The following is a 20,723-nucleotide window of genomic DNA, read 5'->3' as shown; positions in this document are numbered from 1 at the left end:
TGGCCTGTTTGAAGATTCCGGCATGAAAGCCGTAGGACGAGCGTTTAGTTAAGAGTAAGAATGTATTAAGTTCTAATGAAGTACTTTGCAGCGTTTGCGAGGGTGGCTAAGTGTTTGGGTGGGATTTGTGAGTGGTGATTAGTGTGAGTGTAACTTTTTGCTTTGTTGAACGGTTCCAGTTGTCTGGCGTCTTTTGATTTTCATTAAATTTCCATATATAAAACAATTGGTTGGGCGGGCGTGGTGAGTTGTCTTTGGGGCGAGTTTGTAAAGGTTGATGGCGTTGCCAGGTAACTTGATACATGGTTTTTAGTGTGGCTGTTTTGAAATAAAGTGGTGGTTGGAATATTGCCTTTCTCTATGGAAACTTAACCGGGCTTTGACGGCTAAGTCGTCGAGGTTATGACTCGCATTTTGTGAGTTGGTTACTTTTAGTAGTGAGAGGCCTATTTGGTTTATGAATTCTTTAGTTGCTCCTTCCTTCACCTGTTACACACGAAACTCCGATATTGAATCGCTGGCCGTCTTTCCTGATAAGCCAGATCATACGGTTTCCCGTGCGTCGGCGAAAAAACCATCCTTCACGACGGATCAAGCGGCCGCGCACATCACCCGAGGGGGTTACAAGTTTCACGATCGAAATGACGATAAAAAAACAATCATCTCTTACAACTTTGCCGGTGGGTTTACTCCGCAACAAAAAGAGCGTGCCCTATTAGCATTACAGTCATGGGCGGACTTGGCCAATATCACTTTCAAGGAAGGTGCCGCGGGTGCGGATGGTTCAATAACCATTAAAGATATTCCTGATTATGGTGGTGGGTGGGCGTTACTTCCGAATAAACATTTCTACAATGTTTCGGCCAATATTGGTACGGCGAATGCTGACGGTACTCCACCGCTGGGCAGTTACTTTCTGTTGACGACTGTGCATGAGCTGGGACATGCCATCGGTCTTGAGCACCCCGGTGGCTACAATGGCGGGGGCAGCTATGACAGTAACGCCGATTACGCGGAAGATACCAGGGCCCGCAGTGTCATGAGTTACTGGTCTGAGCGTAATCAGCCGGGGCATGATTTCAACTCGCGGATGCCTGCCGCTCCGATGATTGATGATATCGCGGCGATTCAGCGTGTTTATGGCGTGAATACTAAAACCAGGAATACCAACACCACCTACGGTTTTAATTCCAACACCGATCGAGACTTTTACAGCCTGAAAGACGGCACCGAGAAACCGATTTTTTCGGTGTGGGATGGCGGTGGCATCGATACGCTGGATTTCTCGGGGTTTGCACAGAATCAGACGATCAACCTCAATGCTGAGGCGTTCTCCGACATCGGCGGGCTCAAGGGAAACGTTTCGGTTGCGAAGGGCGTGGTGGTAGAGAACGCCATTGGTGGTTCGGGTAAAGACACCTTGGTGGGCAACCAGGTTGCCAATCGCCTGAAGGGCGGTGGAGGGGCAGATGAGCTGCTGGGCGGTGGTGGCGGGGACACCTTCATTTACGATCGGGCGAGTGACTCCACGCCCGAGAGCCCTGATCTGATCAAGGACTTTACCAGCGGTTCCGACAAGATTGACGTCTCTGGCGCGCTTAAGTCTGCCGGTATCAAGGCGCTTACCTTCGGTGCCTTGACGGGGCGGCCAGGCGATGCGGTCTTGAGCTTCGACCACAACACCGGAGAGGGAAGCCTGGCCATCGACTTTTCGGGAAATGGCAAGGCGGATCTCTATGTAAAAAGCAAAGGAGAGATCAAGCGTGGGGATGTCCTTGAACAAGGGGGCAAGCCGGATGATCCCAATCCTGACCCCAAACCGGATCCGAAGCCCGACCCAAAACCTCGCAACACGGACACCACTTACGGTTTCAACTCCAATAGCGGTGATCCCGCCACTAGCCTCACCTCCTCCAGTGATAAACCCCGTTTTACGGTAAAGGACGCCGAGGGTATCGATACGCTCGACTTCTCGGGGTTCAACCAGAACCAGATCATCGACCTTCATTCCGGATCGGCTTCTGACGTGGGTGGCACGAAAGCTAACGTCTCGATCGACGCTTCCAGCATCATTGAAAATGCCATTGGTGGTGCGGGCAATGATCTGTTGATCGGAAATCACGTGAGTAACCGACTCAAAGGTGGGGGCGGTTCGGACAAGTTGTGGGGCGGCGGTGGCGCTGACACGTTTGTGTATGAACAGATCAGTGATTCAACGCCTGAGGCGCCTGACCTGCTGATGGATTTCATCAGCGGCACCGACAAGATTGATGTGTCAAAACTCATGAGTGCTGCCGGCATCCGTAAACTGGATTTCGTCAGTGTGTTGACGGGCAAGGCGGGTCAAGCCGTTTTGAACTACGACTCGCAGTTCGACACAGCCAGTCTGGCCATTGATCTCAAGGGCGATGGCAAGGTTGATCTGTTGGTGAAAAGTATCGGTGAGATCAAGGCCGGTGATGTCCTGGTTAGTGACGGGGGGGATCCAAAGCCGGATCCGAAGCCAGACCCGAAGCCGGATCCGAAGCCGGATCCGAAGCCAGACCCGAAGCCAGACCCGAAGCCGGATCCGAAGCCGGATCCGAAGCCGGATCCAAAGCCAGATCCAAGACGAGAAGAGAAGGACGATACGATCTACGGCTTCAACTCCAACACGGGCAAGCCTCATATGACCCTGACGTCCGCCGCCGACAAGCCGGACTTCACCGTCCATGACAAGAGCGGTAACGATACCTTTGATTTTTCCGGCTTCACCCAGAGTCAGGTCATCAGCTTGAACGGGGGAACCCATTCCAGTGTGGGTGGGTTGAAAGATAATGTGTTTATCACCGAAAAAACCGTCATCGAGAATGCCATTGGTGGCGGTGGCGACGACAGGATGAGTGGCAATGAGGCAGACAACATCCTGATTGGCGGCGCGGGAGCCGATAACCTGACCGGTGGCGGCGGCTGGAACACCTTCAAATATAACGCAGCCTCCGACTCGACCCGCGAGCGTGCGGACCTGTTGATGGATTTCACCACTGGCAAGGACAAAATCGATTTGTCGCAGATGAGCAAGAGTGCGGGTGTCGATTTTAACTTTGTGGACAAGTACACCGGCAAGGCGGGCGATACGATCATAAAGTTCAATACGGTAACCGGGCGTTACTTGCTGGCAGTCGATTTGACCGGTGGAGGCAAAACGGAGTTTCTGATTAAAAGTACACGGATAATAAGCCCGGAGGATGTTATAGGCCTGGCACTGAAGCCTGATACGTATCTTTGACCGCCCGGAGCATACGCGGCGCTTTCTTGGGCTCCGAAAGGGCAGTTAATACAATCAGTGTCGGATACCGTGTTGATTGTGTGACTGTTATTGTTTAAGTACTTCTTCGGAAATAATGTCGGGGTTGGTGAGTTGTACTTTCATATGGCAGCTTATTGGTCCCGGTAAATAGGATTTCCGGGGCTTGTGGGCCGTGTATGGAAAGGCCCGTTATTTGGTCTTGTAAAGGATGTTGTTACGTGATAAATGCCTCTTCCGTTTTTAATTTTTATGTACCAAACCCGGCAGTGCCGGCAACGCCGGGCAATCGTTATGCCGATAAAAGTGCGAGCGCCGTGATTGGCCGGCCGGAACCCGAGCCGGGTGTTTCGGATACGGTCTACGGTTTTAACTCCAATACCGGCAACCGATCCATGAGCCTGCACTCTCTTAGTGGTGCGCCAAGGTTCACCGTACAGGACCGACGCGGAAACGATACCCTGGACTTTTCCGGGTTCAGCCAAAACCAGACGATTGATCTGCGTGATGGCGCGGCTTCCAGCGTGGGCGGCCTGCGTAATAACGTCTCGATAGGTAAAGGTGTGACAGTGGAGAATGCCGTAGGCGGCGCAGGCCACGACGTGTTGATTGGCAACAACGTCGACAATGTGTTGACCGGCGGTACGGGCGGCGACGTCCTTTGGGGAGTGGGCGGTACAAATACATTCCGCTATGAAAAAGCCAGTGATTCTCCCTATTACAACGCGGACCTGATCATGGATTTTGTCAGTGGCAGAGACAAGATTGATCTGACGCAAATGATGAAGGAGATCAATACGCCCTTGCAATTGGTTGACGACTACACGGGGCGTATTGGCGATACGGTGGTGAAGTTTAATCCTCAGAGTGGCCGCTACTTTGTGGGGGTAGACCTCACCGGGCGTTGTGAATCGAACTTCCTTATTAAAAGTGCCCGATGGGTAAGGCCTTCGGATTTGGTGGGTCCGGTTGTTGAGCGGCAACGTCCGGTATAAAACTGTTTGCTGAGGCGCGTACAGTCTAAAGGTTGATTGCACTATGCATCCGCTCTGCAGACGTCCGCGCCTTGGTGTTTTTATCTTTCAGGTAAAGGCAGTTTTACTGCGAGATGGATTGCTTAAAGTTAAACTGATGTTATGGGTATAAGGTTTCCTGATTTACGGTATTCAGAGATAGTGGGGTGTTTAGCTATTAGTTAAAAGGAGTGTGCTGTTTTATGAGAAGTTCTTATCCTGGGGCCATTGAATTGTCGCCCCACAACTTGCCGGTGTCTGACCCTGGGCCGTTCGGGGTGGGTGCCAATAACAAACCGTCGTATACGACGGACCAGGCGGCCAAACACATCACCCGGGAAAACATGGTGTTTCGGGACCGCAACGATGACCAGAAAGTTGACCTGACCTACACCGTAGACAAGCGTTTCACCGCCCAGCAGCAACACCGCGTGCGCCAGGCCGTGCAGTCCTGGCAGGACGTCGCCAATATCACCTTCAAGGAACAGGCCGGTGGCGCTGATGGCACCGTCAACATCAGGAGCAATCCAGGGGGCGACGGCGGCGTCGCCGCCTGTAGATTCGACGACGGGCACACTGGCCGCGTTAGGCGAGATGATCACGAAGACACTCTCACTGTTGTTGCAGTTATTGCGCACCGCGGCCAGGCCCTGACCCTCCGGCCTGGGGACAACACGGCCCACAAGTCCCGGGGCGGCGGTTCATCAGGGGGTACATTCATGGGTTTTCCAGCATCCGGTAAAACAGCCGTCAGTCAGCCTGACGAATTCTGTGCTTGAGTAAAGATAACTCTGGAGTTGCTTTTATTTAGACCGGAGCAAGGAGGCTGTGGTGCAAAGCAGGCTATTGATCAAAGAGCTGCAAGAGGCAGGTTGGGTGCTGGATCGGGTGACGGGCAGCCATCAGCTTTTTACCCATCGCTATAACCCGTACACGATACTGGTGCCCCATCCCAGGAAGGATCTGCCCCGGGCACCGTGCGAAGTATCAGGAAACGTGCCGGGCTGTTTTCGTTTTAGGACGGTTTAAGGAGATTTTCCATGCAATACCCAATCTGTATCGAATGGGGCGATGACTTTGTCGCCACCGGTATTCAGATCCCCGATATTCCAGGTGCCGTGACCGCCGGGGACAGTTTTGAAGAGGCCTACAACGCGGCGGTTGAAGTCGCGCACATCCTGTTGCAGGAGATCGCCGCAGAAGGCCGGGTGATTCCGATGCCAACGTCGGTGGCCGCCCATCATGACAATGAGGAATACGCCGGCATGGGCTGGGGGATGTTGGAACTCGACATTTCGCCGTATCTGGGCAAGACCGAGAAGGTCAACGTGACCTTGCCCGGCTACGTGATCCAGCGTATCGACCGCTATGTGCGCGAGCACAAAGTAAAAAGCCGCTCGTCATTTCTGGCGGATGCGGCTTTGGAGAAGTTGGTGCGGTTGTAGCTGGATTAGGCGGTGGCCACCGCCCCTTGCCGCGATGCACTCAGAAACCGCAACAACGCCACCAGCGGGAACGCACTGCCCACCAGCATCACGCCCAGCCAGCCGCCGTGTTCATACACGCTGCTGGCAATCGCCGAGCCGAAGGCGCCGCCGATGAAAATGCTGGTCATGTACAGCGCGTTCAGGCGGCTGCGGCTGTTGGCGTCAAGAGCGTAGATGGCGCGCTGGCCGAGGACCATGTTCATCTGCACGCAGAAGTCCAGGACCACGCCGGTCACCGCCAGGCCGATCACGCTGTACAACGGGTGCACAAACGCCGGCAGGAAGCTCAACGCGGCGAACAGCATGGCCAGCAGCGAGGCGCGGTGCGTGTGACCGGCGTCGGCGAGGCGCCCGGCGATGGGGGCGGCAATAGCGCCCAGGGCGCCAACGAGGGCAAACAGTGCGATCTCGCTTTGGCTCAGGCCGTGATTGCGCGCCAGTTCCAGCGGGGCAGCCGTCCAGAACAGGCTGAACGTGGCGAACATGCAGCCTTGGTAAAACGCCCGTTGGCGCAATACCGGTTGCTGGCGCAGCAGGGTGCCGAGCGAGCGCAGCAGTTGGCCGTAGCTGGCGCTGTGGTCGGGTTGCCGTTTGGGGATGGTCAGCAACAGCACCACGCTGATAAATGCCATCAACGCGGCGGCGGCCATGAACATCGCACGCCAGCCGAAATGGTCGGCCACGACGCTGGACACCGGCCGTGCCAGCAGGATACCGAGCAGCAGCCCGCCCATGATGCTGCCGACCACCCGGCCACGGGATTCGGCAGGTGCCAGGTGCGCGGCCAGCGGGATCAGAATTTGCACCGAGACGGAACTGAAACCGATCAGCAGCGATACGAGCAGGAACAGATTCGGTTGCTCGGTAAACGCTGCGCCCAACAGGCTGGCGATGGCCACCACGGTGGTGGCAATCATCAGTTTGCGGTTTTCCAGCAGGTCGCCCAGCGGCACCAGGAAGAACAGGCCAAGCGCGTAGCCGATTTGTGTCAGCGATACAATCAGGCTGGCCATCGCCGGGGTCAGGCCGATGTCCGGCGCAATCAACTCGATGATCGGCTGGGCATAGTAGATGTTGGCCACAATGGCGCCGCAACAGAACGCAAACAACATCACCATGCCTCGGGTCATGGTGCTCGCAGCGTGTGGGGTAGCGTTCATGGAGTTCTCGTTAAAGCGTAGGAAGAAGGCATGCGAGAGTAAAGGCATCGCCGCGGCCGGAGTAGAGCGCTCGCAGTGATATCACTCATGCTGGAAATTAATGACTGAAACGTTAACTTTCGTGTCGAACGGCAATGATACATTCAGCCACAACTGCCGAAACAGGAAATCCACGTTCATGAAGATCACGTTGAACAAGATGCTCATGGCTTCAACCCTCGCCGCGGCCATGGCGATTGGCTTGGCCAATGCCGCTGAAGCCCCGCGTGTGGGTGTGCGCGGCGCCATCACCGCGATGGACGGCGACGCGATGCAGGTCAAGGTCAGCAGCGGTGAGGACGTCACCGTGCACTTGACCAACGCCACCCAGGTACGCGCCGTCACCCTGGCCAAGATCGATGAGATCAAGCCTGGCAGCTACATCGGTTCCGCTGCCATGCCCAACGCCGACGGCACTCTCACGGCGTTGGAAGTGCACGTGTTTCCACCGGCCATGGCCGGCACGGGCGACGGGCATCGTGCGTTTGATTTGAAAGAGGGCAGCAGCATGACCAACGGCACCGTCGGTGACCTGGTGGTCAGCCACGGGCGCACCCTGACGGTGAAGTATAAAGGCGGCGAGCAGAAGATTGTGGTGCCGGATGATGTGCCGATCGTCAACCTGGAACCGGGGGATCGCAGCTTGCTCAAACCGGGCGTGAAGGTGGTGCTGTTTGCGGCCCAAGGCGCGGACGGAACGATCACCGCTCAGGCGATTTCTGCCGGCAAGGATGGCGTGACGCCGCCGATGTAACTGGCGGGCAGAGCGCCCAATGTGGGAGCGGGTTTGCTCGCAAAGGCGGAGTGTCAGTCACCGAATCAATCGACTGAACCCCCGCTTTCGCGAGCAAGCCCGCCCGCACTTTTTTTACCGTGTTTGTTCAGTTATCACTGACCGGAATAGATCTGGTCAAAGACCCCACCGTCATTGAAGTGGGTTTTCTGCACGGTGCGCCAGTCCCCGAAGGTCTTCTCGACCGACAGGAAGTCGACTTTAGGGAAACGGTCGGTGTACTTGGCCAGCACTGCCGGGTCACGTGGACGCAGGTAGTTGTTGGCAGCAATTTCCTGGCCTTCCGGCGACCACAGGTATTTCAGGTATTCCTCGGCAGCCACTTTGGTGCCTTTCTTCTCGACCACTTTGTCGACGATCGACACCGGCGGCTCAGCTTCAGCGGAAACGCTTGGGTAGATCACTTCGAACTGATCACGGCCGAATTCACGGGCGATCATTTCGGCTTCGTTTTCAAACGTCACCAGCACGTCGCCGATCTGGTTGGTCATGAACGTGGTGGTCGCCGCACGGCCACCGGTGTCCAGCACGGGCGCGTGTTTGAACAGGTCGCCGACAAACTTCTTGGCCTTTTCCTCGTCGCCGCCGTTCTTCAGCACATAACCCCAGGCCGACAGGTAGGTGTAGCGCCCATTACCGGAGGTCTTCGGGTTAGGCACGATGACTTGCACACCCTCCTTGAGCAAATCCGGCCAGTCTTTCAGGGCTTTCGGGTTGCCTTTACGCACGATGAACACCGTGGCCGAGGTGAACGGCGCGCTGTTGTTCGGCAGGCGGGTCACCCAGTTGTCCGGCACCAGTTTGCCGTTGTCCGCCAGGGCGTTGATGTCGGTGGCCATGTTCATGGTGATGACGTCAGCCGGCAGGCCATCGATCACGGAACGGGCCTGTTTGCTGGAGCCGCCGAAGGACATTTGCAGGGTCAGCTTGTCGTTGGGGTGCTCGGCTTCCCAGTGTTTCTGGAAGGCGGCGTTGTAGTCCTTGTAGAAATCGCGCATTACGTCATACGAGACGTTGAGCAGTGTGACGGGGGCGGCCTGAACGGCGCCCGCCAGGGCTAGGCCGGCGGCCAGGAGAGACGCGCTAACAAGTTTTTTCACTGCTCATTCCTTGTTGTTCGAGAAGGTTGTTGATTGAGTGAGGGCAATTTGCCAGCGACTATAGCCGGGCTTGCATAGACGTTTAAAGATTAAAACGAACTTTGCTTATTCCACTTTATGAAACAGGTTACTGCCGCAGCGCGAGCAAAACGCCGCGTTGGGTTCGTGGCTGTCTTTCTTGCACACCGGGCAGGCGTGTTGCAGTTGTTCACCGCGCATTGCACTGGCCAGCTCGGCGGTGAAAATCCCGGTGGGCACGGCGATGATCGAGTAACCGGTGATCATCACCAGCGACGAAATCACCTGGCCCAGCGGGGTCTTCGGCACGATGTCGCCAAAGCCTACGGTGGTGAGGGTCACGATCGCCCAATAGATGCCCTTGGGAATGCTGGTGAACCCGTGTTCCGGGCCTTCAATCACATACATCAGGGTGCCGAATACCGTCACCAGGGTGCACACGCTGACCAGGAACACCACGATCTTCTGTTTGCTGCCGCGCAGCGCCGCCATCAGGTAGTTGGCTTGCTTGAGGTAGGGGCTGAGCTTGAGCACGCGGAAAATCCGCAGCATCCGAATGATGCGGATGATCAGCAGGTATTGGGCGTCGCTGTAATACAGCGCGAGGATGCCCGGCACGATGGCCAGCAAGTCCACCAAGCCATAAAAGCTGAAGGCATAGCGCAACGGTTTGGGCGAGCAGTACAGCCGCAAGCCGTACTCAATGGCGAAGATAACGGTGAAGCCCCATTCGATGTAGGCCAGCACATTGGCATAGTTCTGGTGGATTTCGTCGATGCTGTCGAGCATCACGATCACAATGCTGGCAAGAATGATCAGTAGCAGGATGCCGTCAAAGCGCCGCCCGGCTGCGGTGTCGCTCTGGAATACCATGACATAGAGGCGCTGACGCCAGTCGCTGTTGCTGTCCATAAAACCCGCCTGAATCGAATATCGAGCAAGCCTAGGGGGATTCGAACGGGCTGTCCACGCGGGCTTTGAACATCCGCTGCGTGGCGCGCACCAGCCAGCAGGCGAGGATAAACGGCGCAGTCAGCGCAGGCAGGTGCAAGGCGGCAAACCCCGGCGTGAGGATGATCGCCAGCAGGATACCCAACAGTGGCAGCCACGGCTGGCGGCGAGATTGGCTCAAGGCCAGTGCTGCCAGGGCCGGGTTGTAGCTGTGCAGGCCGAGGAGGGCGCTGGCGGGTTCATCGAGCAGTAAAGCGACCAGCACGCCGGCGGTGGCGCCAATCAAGGCCCACAGGGCGGCGCGACGGTTGGCCAACACCAGGCCGACGGCAATCAAGACTCCCGCCAGTGGTTGGTCCAGCAGCATGACTTGCGCAAGGCCGGTAAAGGGCGCGCTGACCACAGACAGAACGTCGGGCGCAACCAGGGCGAACGTAGGTTGAGGCGCGCTGCCGATCAGCAGCCAACCCAGGCCGACAAAGGGCGCGGTGTACGCAGACAAGTCATCCGGCTGGCGGGCATGTTTCAACCATTGCCGCGTGAGCATCGCACTCAGGCCGCCGCACGCCAGGATCAACGGCGGCAATAAGGCCGACCAAGCGAAATGCTGGCTGATCAACAAGCCCAGCAGCACACCGTTATAACTATAAAGGCCGGCCTGACGTTCCGCCTTGGGATAGCCCCGGCGCTGGGCCGTGAGCAACCCGGCCACGCCACCCAACAGTGCCCCGCCGAGCAAGGTCGGGGCGCCGATCAGGATGGCCAGCAGGCACAGCAGGCCGCACAGCGGCTGGCGCTGCAGGAAGATCTGGCTGAAGCCATTGAGCAGGGCTTCAGCCCAGTCGGGGCAGGGTTGGTTGGGCATGGTGAGTGAGTCTGAGGGACCGAGTTGCCCCCTTCGCGAGCAAGCCCGCTCCCACATTCGACCGAGTTGTCATGTCGAACAGTGATCAAAATGTGGGAGCGGGCTTGCTCGCGAAGGGGCCCTTACAGGCGCTAGATCAACGTCTCTATCCGTAGCGAGTTGGTCGACCCCGGCTGCCCGAACGGCACCCCCGCGGTAATCACCAACGTGTCCCCACGCTGCGCCATACCCTGTGCCTGGGCAATCTCCAGCGCGGTGGAACACACCTCATCCACCTGGCGCAGCCGATCATTGACCACCGAATGCACGCCCCACGCCAGGCTCAAACGCCGGGCGGTGGACAGGTTCGGCGTAAGGTTGAGGATCGGGGCCACCGGGCGCTCCCGCGCCGCGCGCAGGCTGGAGCTGCCGGACTCGCTGTAGTTCACCAGCACCGCCACCGGCAGGATGCTGCTGATACGCCGGATCGCGCAGCTGATCGCGTCCGACACCGTGGCGTCGGCCTTGGGCCGGCTCACGTCCAGTTGCGTTTGGTAATCCGGGCCGTTTTCCACCTGGCGGATGATCTTGCTCATCATCTGCACGGCTTCCAGCGGGTATTCGCCCGAGGCGGTTTCCGCCGACAGCATCACCGCGTCCGCGCCTTCGGCCACGGCATTGGCCACATCCGTCACTTCGGCGCGGGTCGGTGCTGGAGAAAACCGCATGGATTCGAGCATCTGCGTGGCCACGACCACCGGTTTGCCCAATTGGCGGCAGGTGCTGATGATGTCTTTCTGGATTTGCGGCACGCTTTCGGCGGGCACTTCAACACCCAGGTCGCCTCTGGCCACCATGATTGCATCGCTCAGTTCGGCGATTGCCTGCAAGCGCTGCACGGCTGAGGGTTTTTCGATTTTGGCCATCAGAAACGCCTTGTCACCGATCAGCTCGCGGGCCTCGCGGATATCTTCCGGGCGTTGTACGAATGACAGCGCCACCCAGTCCACACCCAGCTCCAGGCCGAAGCTCAGGTCGCGGCGGTCTTTGGCGGTCAATGGGCTGAGTTCCAACAGGGCTTGTGGGACATTCACGCCTTTGCGGTCGGACAGTTCGCCGCCATTCAGCACGGTGGTGTCGATGGCCCCGGCGTGTTTGGTGATGACCCGCAGGCGCAACTTGCCGTCGTCCAACAGCAGGTCCATGCCCGGCTCCAGCGCGGCGATGATTTCCGGGTGCGGCAGGTTGACCCGGCACTGATCGCCCGGTGTCGGGTCCAGGTCCAGGCGCAGGGCCTGGCCGCGCACCAGTTGCACCTTGCCCTCGGCAAACTGCCCGACCCGCAGCTTCGGCCCTTGCAGGTCCATCAGGATGCCCAGCGGGTAATTCAGCTGGCGCTCCACTTGGCGAATCCACTGGTAGCGCTGGGCGTGATCGGCATGGTCGCCGTGGCTGAAGTTGAGGCGGAAGATATTCACCCCGGCTTGCACCAGTTCGCGGATGTCATCGATGCCGTCGGTGGCGGGGCCGAGGGTGGCGAGGATTTTGACCTTCTTGTCAGGCGTCATGGTGGGCAGTCTCAAGAATCAGGATGGCGCGGAAGTCATTGACGTTGGTGCGGGTCGGCTCGGTAACGATCAAACCGTCGAGCGCGGCGAAATAGCCGTAGCCATTGTTGTTATCCAGCTCGTCGCTGGCCGACAAGCCCAAGGCCTCGGCGCGGGCGTAGCTGGTCGGGGTCATGATCGCCCCGGCGTTGTCTTCCGAACCGTCAATGCCGTCGGTGTCCCCGGCCAGGGCGTACACGCCGGGCAGGCCTTTCAGGCTGTCGGTCAGGCTCAGCAGGAATTCGGCGTTGCGCCCGCCACGGCCGTTGCCGCGCACGGTGACGGTGGTTTCACCGCCGGACAGAATCACGCACGGCGCCGCCAATGGCTGGCCATGCAGCACGATCTGCCGGGCAATGCCGGCGTGTACCTTGGCCACGTCCCGCGCTTCGCCTTCGAGGTCGCCGAGGATCAGCGGGCTGAACCCGGCCTGGCGTACTTTCACCGCCACCGCTTCCAGGGATTGCTGCGGGCGGGCGATCAACTGGAAGTGACTGCGGGCCAGCACCGGGTCGCCGGGTTTGACGGTTTCCGAGGCTGGGCTCTGCAACCAGCTGCGCACTGAGGCGGGCGCGTCGATCCCGTAGCGCTTGAGAATTGCCAGGGCTTGTTGCGACGTGCTCGGGTCGCCGACGGTGGGGCCGGAGGCGATGACGGTGGCCTGGTCGCCCGGCACGTCGGAAATTGCGTAGGTGTACACCGTCGCGGGCCATGCGGCTTTGGCCAATCGGCCGCCCTTGATGGCCGAGAGGTGTTTGCGCACGCAATTCATCTCGCCAATGGTCGCGCCGGATTTAAGCAGCGCTTTGTTGATGGCTTGCTTGTCGGCCAGGGTGATGCCTTCGGCGGGCAGCGCCAGCAAGGCCGAGCCACCGCCGGACAGCAGGAAAATCACCCGGTCGTCTTCACCCAGGTGGCTGATCAGTTCCAGCACACGCGTGGCCACCGCCAGGCCGGCGGCATCCGGCACCGGGTGAGCGGCCTCGACCACTTCGATTTTTTTGCACGGCGCGCCGTGGCCGTAGCGGGTGACCACCAGGCCGGTGACTTCGCCTTGCCAGCCGTTCTCGACGACGAGTGCCATGGCGGCTGCGGCTTTGCCGGCGCCGATCACGATCACACGGCCGGTGCGGTCAGCGGGCAGATAAGGTTCAAGGACATGCCGGGGGTGGGCGGCGTCGATGGCTGTGGCAAACAGCTCGCGAAGCAGGTGTTGCGGATCGACCGACATAAGCGGGCTCCCGGGGATTTTTGTTATTAGAGATGGATCAATTTCAGACTTGGAATGCAATCAAAGGTGGGAGCGGGCTTGCTCGCGAATGCAGTCTTTCATTCAATATCCATGCTGACTGACCTACCGCTTTCGCGAGCAAGCCCGCTCCCACATTCGACCGCATTTCAAAGGTGGGAGCGGTGTGGCTTATTGATCGCGAATCGAAAAGTTGGCCATATGCTCCAGGCCCTTGATCAGCGCGGAGTGGTCCCAATTGCCGCCGCCAATCGCCGTGCACGTACTGAACACCTGCTGCGTACCGGCGGTGTTCGGCAGGTTGATCCCCAGCTCTTTGGCACCGGCCAACGCCAGGTTCAGATCCTTCTGGTGCAGGTTGATGCGAAAGCCCGGATCGAAGGTGCCCTTGATCATCCGCTCGCCGTGCACTTCAAGGATCTTCGAGGAAGCGAAGCCGCCCATCAGCGCTTCGCGCACCTTGGCCGGGTCGGCACCGTTTTTCGAGGCGAACAGCAGTGCTTCGGCCACGGCCTGGATGTTCAGTGCGACGATGATCTGGTTGGCCACTTTGGCGGTCTGGCCATCGCCATTGCCACCGACCAGCGTGATGTTCTTGCCCATGCTCTGGAACAGCGGCAGGGCGCGTTCAAACGTCTGCGGCTCGCCACCGACCATGATGCTCAAGGTGCCGCCCTTGGCGCCGACTTCACCGCCGGACACCGGTGCATCGAGGTAGTGCGCGCCGGTCTGGTTGATCTTGGCGGCGAAGGCCTTGGTGGCGGTGGGGGAGATCGAACTCATGTCGATTACCACCTTGTTCGGCGACAACCCGGCGGCAACACCGTCGGTGCGGAACAGCACGTCATCGACCTGTGGGGTGTCGGGCACCATCACGATGATGAATTCGGCTTCCTGCGCCACTTGCTGCGGGTTGGTCAGGGCCACGGCGCCGGCGTCGATCAGCGCTTGCGGGGCCTTGCCGTGGTGTTCGGACAGGAACAATTGGTGACCTGCTTTCTGCAGGTTGGCGGCCATGGGTTGGCCCATGATGCCGGTGCCGATAAAGCCGATTTTAGCCATGATCAAAATCCTCTTGTTATTAGGTGGGCAGGCCTGTCTCGGGTCTGCCAAACACCGAAGCTCTGCGGTGGGAGCTGGCTCGCCTGCGATGGCATCCACGGGTTATGCCGGGGGCACCGCAGTGTCAGCATCGCCGGCAAGCCAGCACCCGCACCGTTCGGTGGTGCGTCTGTTAGATGGCGTTGTGGGTCTTGAGCCAGCCCAATCCCGCTTCGGTGGTGGTCAACGGCTTGTATTCACAGCCGACCCAACCGGTGTAACCGATGCGGTCCAAATGCTCGAACAGGAAGCGGTAGTTGATCTCACCGGTCCCCGGTTCGTTGCGCCCCGGGTTGTCTGCCAGCTGGATGTGGTTGATTTCACCCAGGTGCGCAGCCATGGTCCGGGCCAAATCACCTTCCATGATTTGCATGTGGTAGATGTCGTATTGCAGGAACAGGTTGGCGCTGCCCACCTGCTCGCGAATCGACAGGGCCTGTGCCGTGTTGTTCAGGTAGAAGCCCGGGATGTCGCGGGTGTTGATCGCCTCCATCACCAGCTTGATGCCCACCGCTTGCAGCTTGTCGGCCGCGTACTTGAGGTTGGCGACAAAGGTTTTTTCCAGGGTCTCGTCGTCAACGCCTTGCGGACGGATGCCCGCCAGGCAGTTGATCTGCGTGTTGCCGAGCACCTGGGCGTAGGCGATGGCGAGCTTGACCCCGGCACGGAATTCTTCGACGCGGTCCGGGTGGCACGCCAGGCCGCGTTCGCCCTTGGCCCAGTCACCGGCCGGCAGGTTGAACAGCACTTGGGTCAGGCCGTTGGCGTCAAGCTGCGCCTTGATCTCGGCGGAGCTGAATTCGTACGGGAACAGGTACTCGACACCTTGAAAGCCAGCATCGGCAGCCGCTTTGAAACGGGCAAGAAAATCCTGTTCGGTAAACAGCATGGACAGGTTGGCGGCAAAACGCGGCATAGGGTTCTCCTTAGTCGAGCAGGGAAATGGCAGTCGGCGCATCGTTGCCGACCAGTGCCAGATCTTCGAATTCGTTGACGGCGTTGATCTCGGTGCCCATGGAAATATTGGTCACGCGCTCCAGAATAATCTCAACGATCACCGGAACCTGGAATTCCTCGATCATTTCCTGGGCCTTGCGCAAGGCCGGCTGGATCTGGCCCGGCTCGAACACCCGCAGGGCCTTGCACCCCAGGCCTTCGGCGACGGCGACGTGGTCTACGCCATACCCGTTGAGTTCCGGGGCGTTGAGGTTGTCGAAGGACAACTGCACGCAGTAATCCATTTCAAACCCGCGTTGGGCCTGACGGATCAAACCCAGGTAGGAGTTGTTCACCACCACGTGGATGTAGGGCAGTTTGAACTGCGCGCCCACGGCCAGTTCTTCGATCATGAACTGGAAGTCATAGTCGCCGGACAACGCCACCACCTTGCGGCTCGGGTCAGCCTTGACCACACCGAGGGCTGCGGGAATGGTCCAGCCGAGCGGGCCGGCCTGGCCACAGTTGATCCAGTGGCGCGGCTTGTAGACGTGCAGGAATTGCGCGCCGGCAATCTGCGACAGCCCGATGGTGCTGACGTAGCAGGTGTCTTTGCCGAACACCTGGTTCATCTCTTCGTACACCCGTTGCGGCTTGACCGGCACGTTGTCGAAGTGGGTTTTGCGGTGCAGGGTGGCCTTGCGCTGCTGGCAGTCATGCAGCCAGGCACTGCGGTCCTTGAGCTTGCCGGCGGCTTTCCACTCGCGGGCCACTTCAATGAACATCGTCAGTGCGGAACCGGCGTCGGAGACGATGCCCAGGTCCGGCGTGAACACGCGGCCGATTTGCGTCGGCTCGATGTCCACGTGAATGAATTTGCGCCCTTCGGTGTACACCTCCACCGAACCGGTGTGGCGGTTGGCCCAGCGGTTACCGATGCCCAGCACCACGTCCGATTTGAGCATCGTCGCGTTGCCATAACGGTGCGAGGTTTGCAGGCCGACCATGCCCACCATCAGCGGGTGGTCGTCCGGGATCGTGCCCCAGCCCATCAAGGTCGGGATCACCGGGATGCCGGTCAGCTCGGCGAACTCCACCAGCAGTTCGCTGGCGTCGGCGTTGATCACGCCGCCGCCGCTCACCAGCAACGGGCGCTCGGCCTGGTCGAGCAGCGCCAGGGCTTTTTCGACCTGGATGCGCGTGGCCAGCGGTTTGGCGAGCGGCAGTGGCTGGTAGGCGTCGATGTCGAATTCAATCTCGGCCATCTGCACGTCAAACGGCAGGTCGATCAGCACCGGGCCGGGGCGGCCGGAGCGCATTTCATAGAAAGCTTTCTGGAACGCGTAGGGCACCTGGCCGGGTTCGAGGACGGTGGTCGCCCACTTGGTCACTGGCTTGACGATGCTGGTGATATCGACCGCCTGGAAATCTTCCTTGTGCATGCGTGCACGCGGGGCTTGGCCGGTAATGCAGAGAATCGGGATCGAGTCGGCCGAGGCGCTGTACAGGCCGGTGACCATGTCGGTGCCCGCCGGGCCCGACGTACCGATGCACACGCCGATGTTGCCGGCCTTGGTGCGGGTGTAGCCCTCGGCCATGTGCGAGGCGCCTTCAACGTGGCGAGCAAGGACGTGATCGATGCCACCGACCTTCTGCAAGGCCGAATACAGCGGGTTGATCGCGGCGCCCGGGATACCGAAGGCGGTGTCGACCCCTTCACGGCGCATCACGAGGACTGCGGCTTCGATTGCTCTCATTTTGCTCATGGTTTTGGTGCCTCTTGCGTTTTGTAATTGTATACAAGTGGTGTCTGTCCAAAGTGTATTCACGGCGAGCGGCGCAGGTCAATCCATTTCATTCATTGATCTTTGCGTTCGTCGGAACGGCTTTTTTCGACGTATGGGGCCTTTGTGCGAAAATATTGTATACAAAAACAAATGTCATTGTGTTCTATTTGTTTGATCGAGCTTCTGATCAATCAGACCTCCACCGCTTTACCCATAACAAGATAAGGACGGCAGCTATGAGCGCTTTAACCTTGAAACTCGCAGTCAACCTGGCCGGTCAGGCCATCACCGCAGGCCGCACCATTTCCGCCGCGCCGCTCACCATTGCGGTGCTCGACAGTGGCGGCCACTTGGTCACCCTGCAGCGCGAAGACGGCGCCAGCCTGCTGCGCCCGCAAATCGCGATTGGCAAGGCCTGGGGCGCGATCGCCCTGGGCAAGGGCTCGCGTTTGCTGGCGTTGGACGCGCAGCAACGCCCGGCCTTTATCGCGGCGTTGAACAGCCTGGGGCAGGGCAGCGTGGTGCCTGCGCCGGGCGGGGTGTTGATTCGTGATCAGAAGGGTGTGGTGCTCGGCGCGATCGGGATCAGCGGGGACACCTCGGATATTGACGAGCAATGCGCGATTACGGCAATTGAGGGGGTGGGGTTGTTGGCGGATGCGGGGGTTTCGGCTTGATGTGAGGTGACTGGGCGGGCCTCTTCGCGAGCAAGCCCGCTCCCACATTTGACTGAGTTCAAGCCTTGGAATGCAGTCAAATGTGGGAGCGGGCTTGCTCGCGAAAGGGGCAACTCGGTCCCGGACCTAAACCCAAACCGCATCCCACAGCGGATAGTCGCCAATCCGCTCCACCAATCCCGCTCTTAACGGATTAGCCACGACATACCGAGCCATCTTCACCAAGTCATCGTCTTTGCGCAGCGCTCTGTCATGAAAACTGGTTTGCCATAGCCGACCCTTGCGGCCCGTAGCGCCATTCACGGTTCGAGTGCTTTTGGATTTCACCTGGCACATTAGGTCTCCCAATGAGCCCTTCTGCAGTTCAATCAACCAGTGAAAGTGGTCAGGCATCACCACCCATGCCAGGGAGTTTGCCAGCCTTTGGTATTGAGCGAGCCTGAATTGCCAGACCACCAAGCGACCCAGATGAAAGTCATTGAATATCGGTATGCGTTCGTGGGTGTTGGTAGTGATCAGGTAGATACGGTTCGGTTCGCTGAACCGCCCGATGCGCAGGCGATGTGAAGTAGCTAAATCAGGCATTCCTTGGCCTCTCTTCAGGTAGGTTTCTGAGAGGCTAGATCTCGGCGGCCGGTGCTGATCGTCAGGCTTTTGGCAGAATGTGTCTGGGAGGGCGCTTTCGCGAGCAAGCCCGCTCCCACAGGGGATTTGTGGCGTTCCGACAAATTATGTCTGGCGCAGATCAAATGTGGGAGCGGGCTTGCTCGCGAATGGCACTAGCACCTCGGTGTCTCAATCCGGCTCACACCCCTTCAGCACCAAGCGAATAATCGTCTGCGCCGCCGACTCGTAGTCGGCGTCATCCAGCTTGGCTTTCCCGGTCACCGCGGAAATTTGCCAATCAAAATCCGCATACGTCTGCGTCGCCGCCCAGATGCTGAACATCAAGTGATTGGGGTCAATGGGCGCGATCAAGCCGCGATCCACCCAGCTTTGGATGCAGTCGATATTGTGCTTGGCCTGGGCGTTGAGCTGTTCGACCTGGTCGGCGGTGAGGTGCGGCGCGCCGTGCATGATTTCGCTGGCGAATACCTTGGAGGCAAACGGCAGGTCGCGGGAGATGCGGATTTTCGAGCGGATGTAGTTGCTCAACACCACCGAAGGTTCGCCCTGCGGATTGAATGGGGTGGACGCGGCCAGGATCGGTTCGATAATGCTTTCGAGCACCTCGCGGTAGAGGTTGTCCTTGGACTTGAAGTAGTAATAGACGTTGGGCTTGGGCAGCCCGGCTTTGGCGGCGATATCGCTGGTTTTGGTCGCGGCGAAGCCCTTGTCGGCAAACTCCTCGCTGGCCGCCCGCAGGATCAGTTCTTTATTGCGCTCGCGAATGGTGCTCATAAACCAGGAATATCCTTGCCAAGACAGGCGGTCGGGCATGTTAGCACCGGCCTTGCGCAGCGCTCAAGAATCTCGCCGCACCCTTGTACATTGGGGGTTGCAGCTGACTTTGTCTGTGTTGATGCTGAACGTATTTCAGCCGCTGTTTGGGCGTCAGGAGGCGCAGTTGCGTGCGGGGACGGTCAGCCGGGAGACAGTGCTGACCCAACAGCGGGTGTTGTTGCAGGCAGAGCAGAATTGGCGCGATACCCAAGGGCAGTTGAGTCAGGGGAGTGTGGCGTTGATCCAGAGCCTGGGCGGGGGATGGCAAGCTGTGCAGTAATGAATAAGACGGCCAATGAAAGTCTTGCCTTCATTGGCCGTGGCGGTGTTGCACCGTAACTAGCCAGCTTTACTGGCAAGTGTAGAGGTTGGTTTTTTTACCGGGAAATCATCATCGAAGAACGTTGATGCTTCTTCAATTTGGGATTTGCGTTGTTTACGCAGAAACTCATCGAAGTCTTTTTTAACCGCAGGGTCTTCAAGGGCCTCGTAGTCAAAGACGTTGGCACCGTATTTGTAAGAGAAGTTGATGTCGACAAACTCGGCGCTGGCGCAGGCGGATGAAAATTTCGAGTTGTTTCTATCAAAGTTGACACGGTACTGTTTGATTTTTGGAATATAGACGATATTGGCGCCGACTTTGAACACTTCGACGGAAACACCCACGGTAATGGTTTTATAGAAATCTTTGTTGTTTTCGACGCCGAAACGCAAGGCGTCTCCCTGCTTGGCCATAAACTTCTCAAAACTCTTCAGGGCACTGGTGCCTTGTGAGGCGACGATATCCAATATGAAGTTGACGAAGTCGGCGGCAATGCTGACCCCACGGATATGCCGCGAATAGGATTGCTCATCGATTTTGCTCGGGCCCATCAGCGGGAGTTTTGACAGCGCCAGGCTCCAGAGCGCTACGTCGGTTTTGTACTGCTCCCCCTCGGCTTCGGCTTTGCGCTGAACATAATTGGTGACGACAGAGGTCATGCCGATCAAGTATTTTTTCAGCTCGCTGATCTTTTTCATGACCTCCGGATCTTCGATCAACTCGTTGCCGATAATGAACTCAATGAGCCCGTCGGTATCGGCGTAGGGGTTGTCGGCGTCCTTAAGTTGAATGTCCTTGAGGGCTGTATCACCAAAGAAGCTATGCGCTTCTTGCAGCTGTTCGGAGAATAAGCGGACGTCTTTGACGTGGGCGGGCATTGCACTAAGTGTTTTCATTTGGTCATTTCCTT

General features: G+C 58.5%; 18 protein-coding genes and 2 pseudogenes. 8 read left to right on the top strand and 12 right to left on the bottom strand.

Annotated features, from left to right (window positions below):
• Positions 1–457 precede the first annotated feature (457 nt).
• The 5 genes and pseudogenes from JFT85_RS28435 to JFT85_RS07225 all read left to right on the top strand — a co-directional run bounded on the left by JFT85_RS28435 (position 458) and on the right by JFT85_RS07225 (position 5,744).
• Positions 458–3,268, top strand: coding sequence for a M10 family metallopeptidase C-terminal domain-containing protein (locus JFT85_RS28435; protein ID WP_242486523.1), 2,811 nt, complete (start codon positions 458–460; stop codon positions 3,266–3,268).
• Between the two features lie 239 nt (positions 3,269–3,507).
• Positions 3,508–4,281, top strand: a complete 774-nt coding sequence (locus tag JFT85_RS07240) for a M10 family metallopeptidase C-terminal domain-containing protein (RefSeq protein ID WP_073636926.1) — start codon at positions 3,508–3,510, stop codon at positions 4,279–4,281.
• Positions 4,282–4,502: 221 nt separating this feature from the next.
• Positions 4,503–5,078 (top strand): hypothetical protein, encoded by a 576-nt coding sequence (locus JFT85_RS28430; RefSeq protein ID WP_053255208.1) that lies wholly within the window; start codon positions 4,503–4,505, stop codon positions 5,076–5,078.
• A gap of 52 nt (positions 5,079–5,130) precedes the next feature.
• Positions 5,131–5,318, top strand: a pseudogene (locus tag JFT85_RS07230) (type II toxin-antitoxin system HicA family toxin).
• Between the two features lie 21 nt (positions 5,319–5,339).
• On the top strand, positions 5,340–5,744 hold the full coding sequence (locus JFT85_RS07225) for a type II toxin-antitoxin system HicB family antitoxin (RefSeq protein WP_003210603.1): 405 nt from the start codon (positions 5,340–5,342) through the stop codon (positions 5,742–5,744).
• Between the two features lie 5 nt (positions 5,745–5,749).
• On the opposite strand, the gene JFT85_RS07220 is transcribed toward JFT85_RS07225, so the two are convergent.
• Positions 5,750–6,946 carry an MFS transporter gene (locus tag JFT85_RS07220; protein ID WP_069552277.1) on the bottom strand — a complete coding sequence of 399 codons (1,197 nt, stop codon included), beginning with the start codon at positions 6,944–6,946 and terminating at the stop codon, positions 5,750–5,752.
• Positions 6,947–7,124: 178 nt separating this feature from the next.
• On the opposite strand from JFT85_RS07220, the gene JFT85_RS07215 reads away from it, so the two are divergent.
• A complete protein-coding gene (locus tag JFT85_RS07215; protein WP_053255210.1) occupies positions 7,125–7,739 on the top strand; it encodes a DUF5666 domain-containing protein in 615 nt (204 codons plus the stop codon).
• 134 nt (positions 7,740–7,873) lie between these two features.
• Here the strand turns inward: JFT85_RS07215 and JFT85_RS07210 are convergent, their stop codons facing one another.
• The 8 genes from JFT85_RS07210 to gcl form a co-directional block, all read right to left on the bottom strand.
• Complete coding sequence (locus JFT85_RS07210; RefSeq protein ID WP_073636924.1) at positions 7,874–8,878, bottom strand: sulfate ABC transporter substrate-binding protein; 1,005 nt, start codon at positions 8,876–8,878, stop codon at positions 7,874–7,876.
• Between the two features lie 105 nt (positions 8,879–8,983).
• Positions 8,984–9,808: an ion transporter gene (locus tag JFT85_RS07205; RefSeq protein ID WP_201229581.1), complete on the bottom strand. Its 825-nt coding sequence runs from the start codon at positions 9,806–9,808 to the stop codon at positions 8,984–8,986.
• Between the two features lie 31 nt (positions 9,809–9,839).
• Positions 9,840–10,712, bottom strand: a complete 873-nt coding sequence (locus JFT85_RS07200) for an urea transporter (RefSeq protein WP_069552278.1) — start codon at positions 10,710–10,712, stop codon at positions 9,840–9,842.
• Between the two features lie 131 nt (positions 10,713–10,843).
• Positions 10,844–12,259: a pyruvate kinase gene (pyk, locus tag JFT85_RS07195; RefSeq protein WP_053255214.1), complete on the bottom strand. Its 1,416-nt coding sequence runs from the start codon at positions 12,257–12,259 to the stop codon at positions 10,844–10,846.
• Positions 12,249–13,529 carry a glycerate kinase type-2 family protein gene (locus JFT85_RS07190; RefSeq protein ID WP_053255215.1) on the bottom strand — a complete coding sequence of 427 codons (1,281 nt, stop codon included), beginning with the start codon at positions 13,527–13,529 and terminating at the stop codon, positions 12,249–12,251. Before JFT85_RS07190 ends, pyk begins: the two co-directional genes overlap by 11 nt.
• A gap of 189 nt (positions 13,530–13,718) precedes the next feature.
• A complete protein-coding gene (locus JFT85_RS07185; protein ID WP_053255216.1) occupies positions 13,719–14,609 on the bottom strand; it encodes a 2-hydroxy-3-oxopropionate reductase in 891 nt (296 codons plus the stop codon).
• A 172-nt stretch (positions 14,610–14,781) separates the two neighbouring features.
• Positions 14,782–15,564, bottom strand: a complete 783-nt coding sequence (hyi, locus tag JFT85_RS07180; protein WP_073636918.1) for a hydroxypyruvate isomerase — start codon at positions 15,562–15,564, stop codon at positions 14,782–14,784.
• A 10-nt stretch (positions 15,565–15,574) separates the two neighbouring features.
• Positions 15,575–17,350, bottom strand: a complete 1,776-nt coding sequence (gene gcl / locus JFT85_RS07175; protein ID WP_073636916.1) for a glyoxylate carboligase — start codon at positions 17,348–17,350, stop codon at positions 15,575–15,577.
• Between the two features lie 257 nt (positions 17,351–17,607).
• Here gcl and JFT85_RS07170 point away from each other — a divergent pair, with 257 nt between their 5' ends.
• Complete coding sequence (locus JFT85_RS07170; RefSeq protein ID WP_069551619.1) at positions 17,608–18,048, top strand: GlcG/HbpS family heme-binding protein; 441 nt, start codon at positions 17,608–17,610, stop codon at positions 18,046–18,048.
• 126 nt (positions 18,049–18,174) lie between these two features.
• Here JFT85_RS07170 and JFT85_RS07165 read toward each other — a convergent pair whose 3' ends face one another.
• Positions 18,175–18,633: an REP-associated tyrosine transposase gene (locus JFT85_RS07165; RefSeq protein ID WP_078827934.1), complete on the bottom strand. Its 459-nt coding sequence runs from the start codon at positions 18,631–18,633 to the stop codon at positions 18,175–18,177.
• A 210-nt stretch (positions 18,634–18,843) separates the two neighbouring features.
• Positions 18,844–19,449 carry a TetR/AcrR family transcriptional regulator gene (locus JFT85_RS07160; RefSeq protein WP_078827935.1) on the bottom strand — a complete coding sequence of 202 codons (606 nt, stop codon included), beginning with the start codon at positions 19,447–19,449 and terminating at the stop codon, positions 18,844–18,846.
• A 136-nt stretch (positions 19,450–19,585) separates the two neighbouring features.
• On the opposite strand from JFT85_RS07160, the pseudogene JFT85_RS07155 reads away from it, so the two are divergent.
• Positions 19,586–19,771: pseudogene (locus JFT85_RS07155) on the top strand (efflux transporter outer membrane subunit); the annotation flags it as partial.
• Positions 19,772–19,830: 59 nt separating this feature from the next.
• On the opposite strand, the gene JFT85_RS07150 reads toward JFT85_RS07155, so the two are convergent.
• The gene (locus JFT85_RS07150) at positions 19,831–20,709 is read right to left on the bottom strand and encodes a hypothetical protein (protein ID WP_162232019.1); all 879 of its coding nucleotides are present in this window, start codon (positions 20,707–20,709) and stop codon (positions 19,831–19,833) included.
• Positions 20,710–20,723 lie beyond the last annotated feature (14 nt).

It is taken from the genome of Pseudomonas sp. TH04 (genome assembly GCF_016651355.1).
In the GTDB taxonomy this organism is placed as follows: Bacteria; Pseudomonadota; Gammaproteobacteria; order Pseudomonadales; family Pseudomonadaceae; genus Aquipseudomonas; species Aquipseudomonas fluorescens.
The sequence above is the reverse complement of the archived record's forward strand: the minus strand, read 5'-3'. Positions and strand labels throughout refer to the sequence as shown.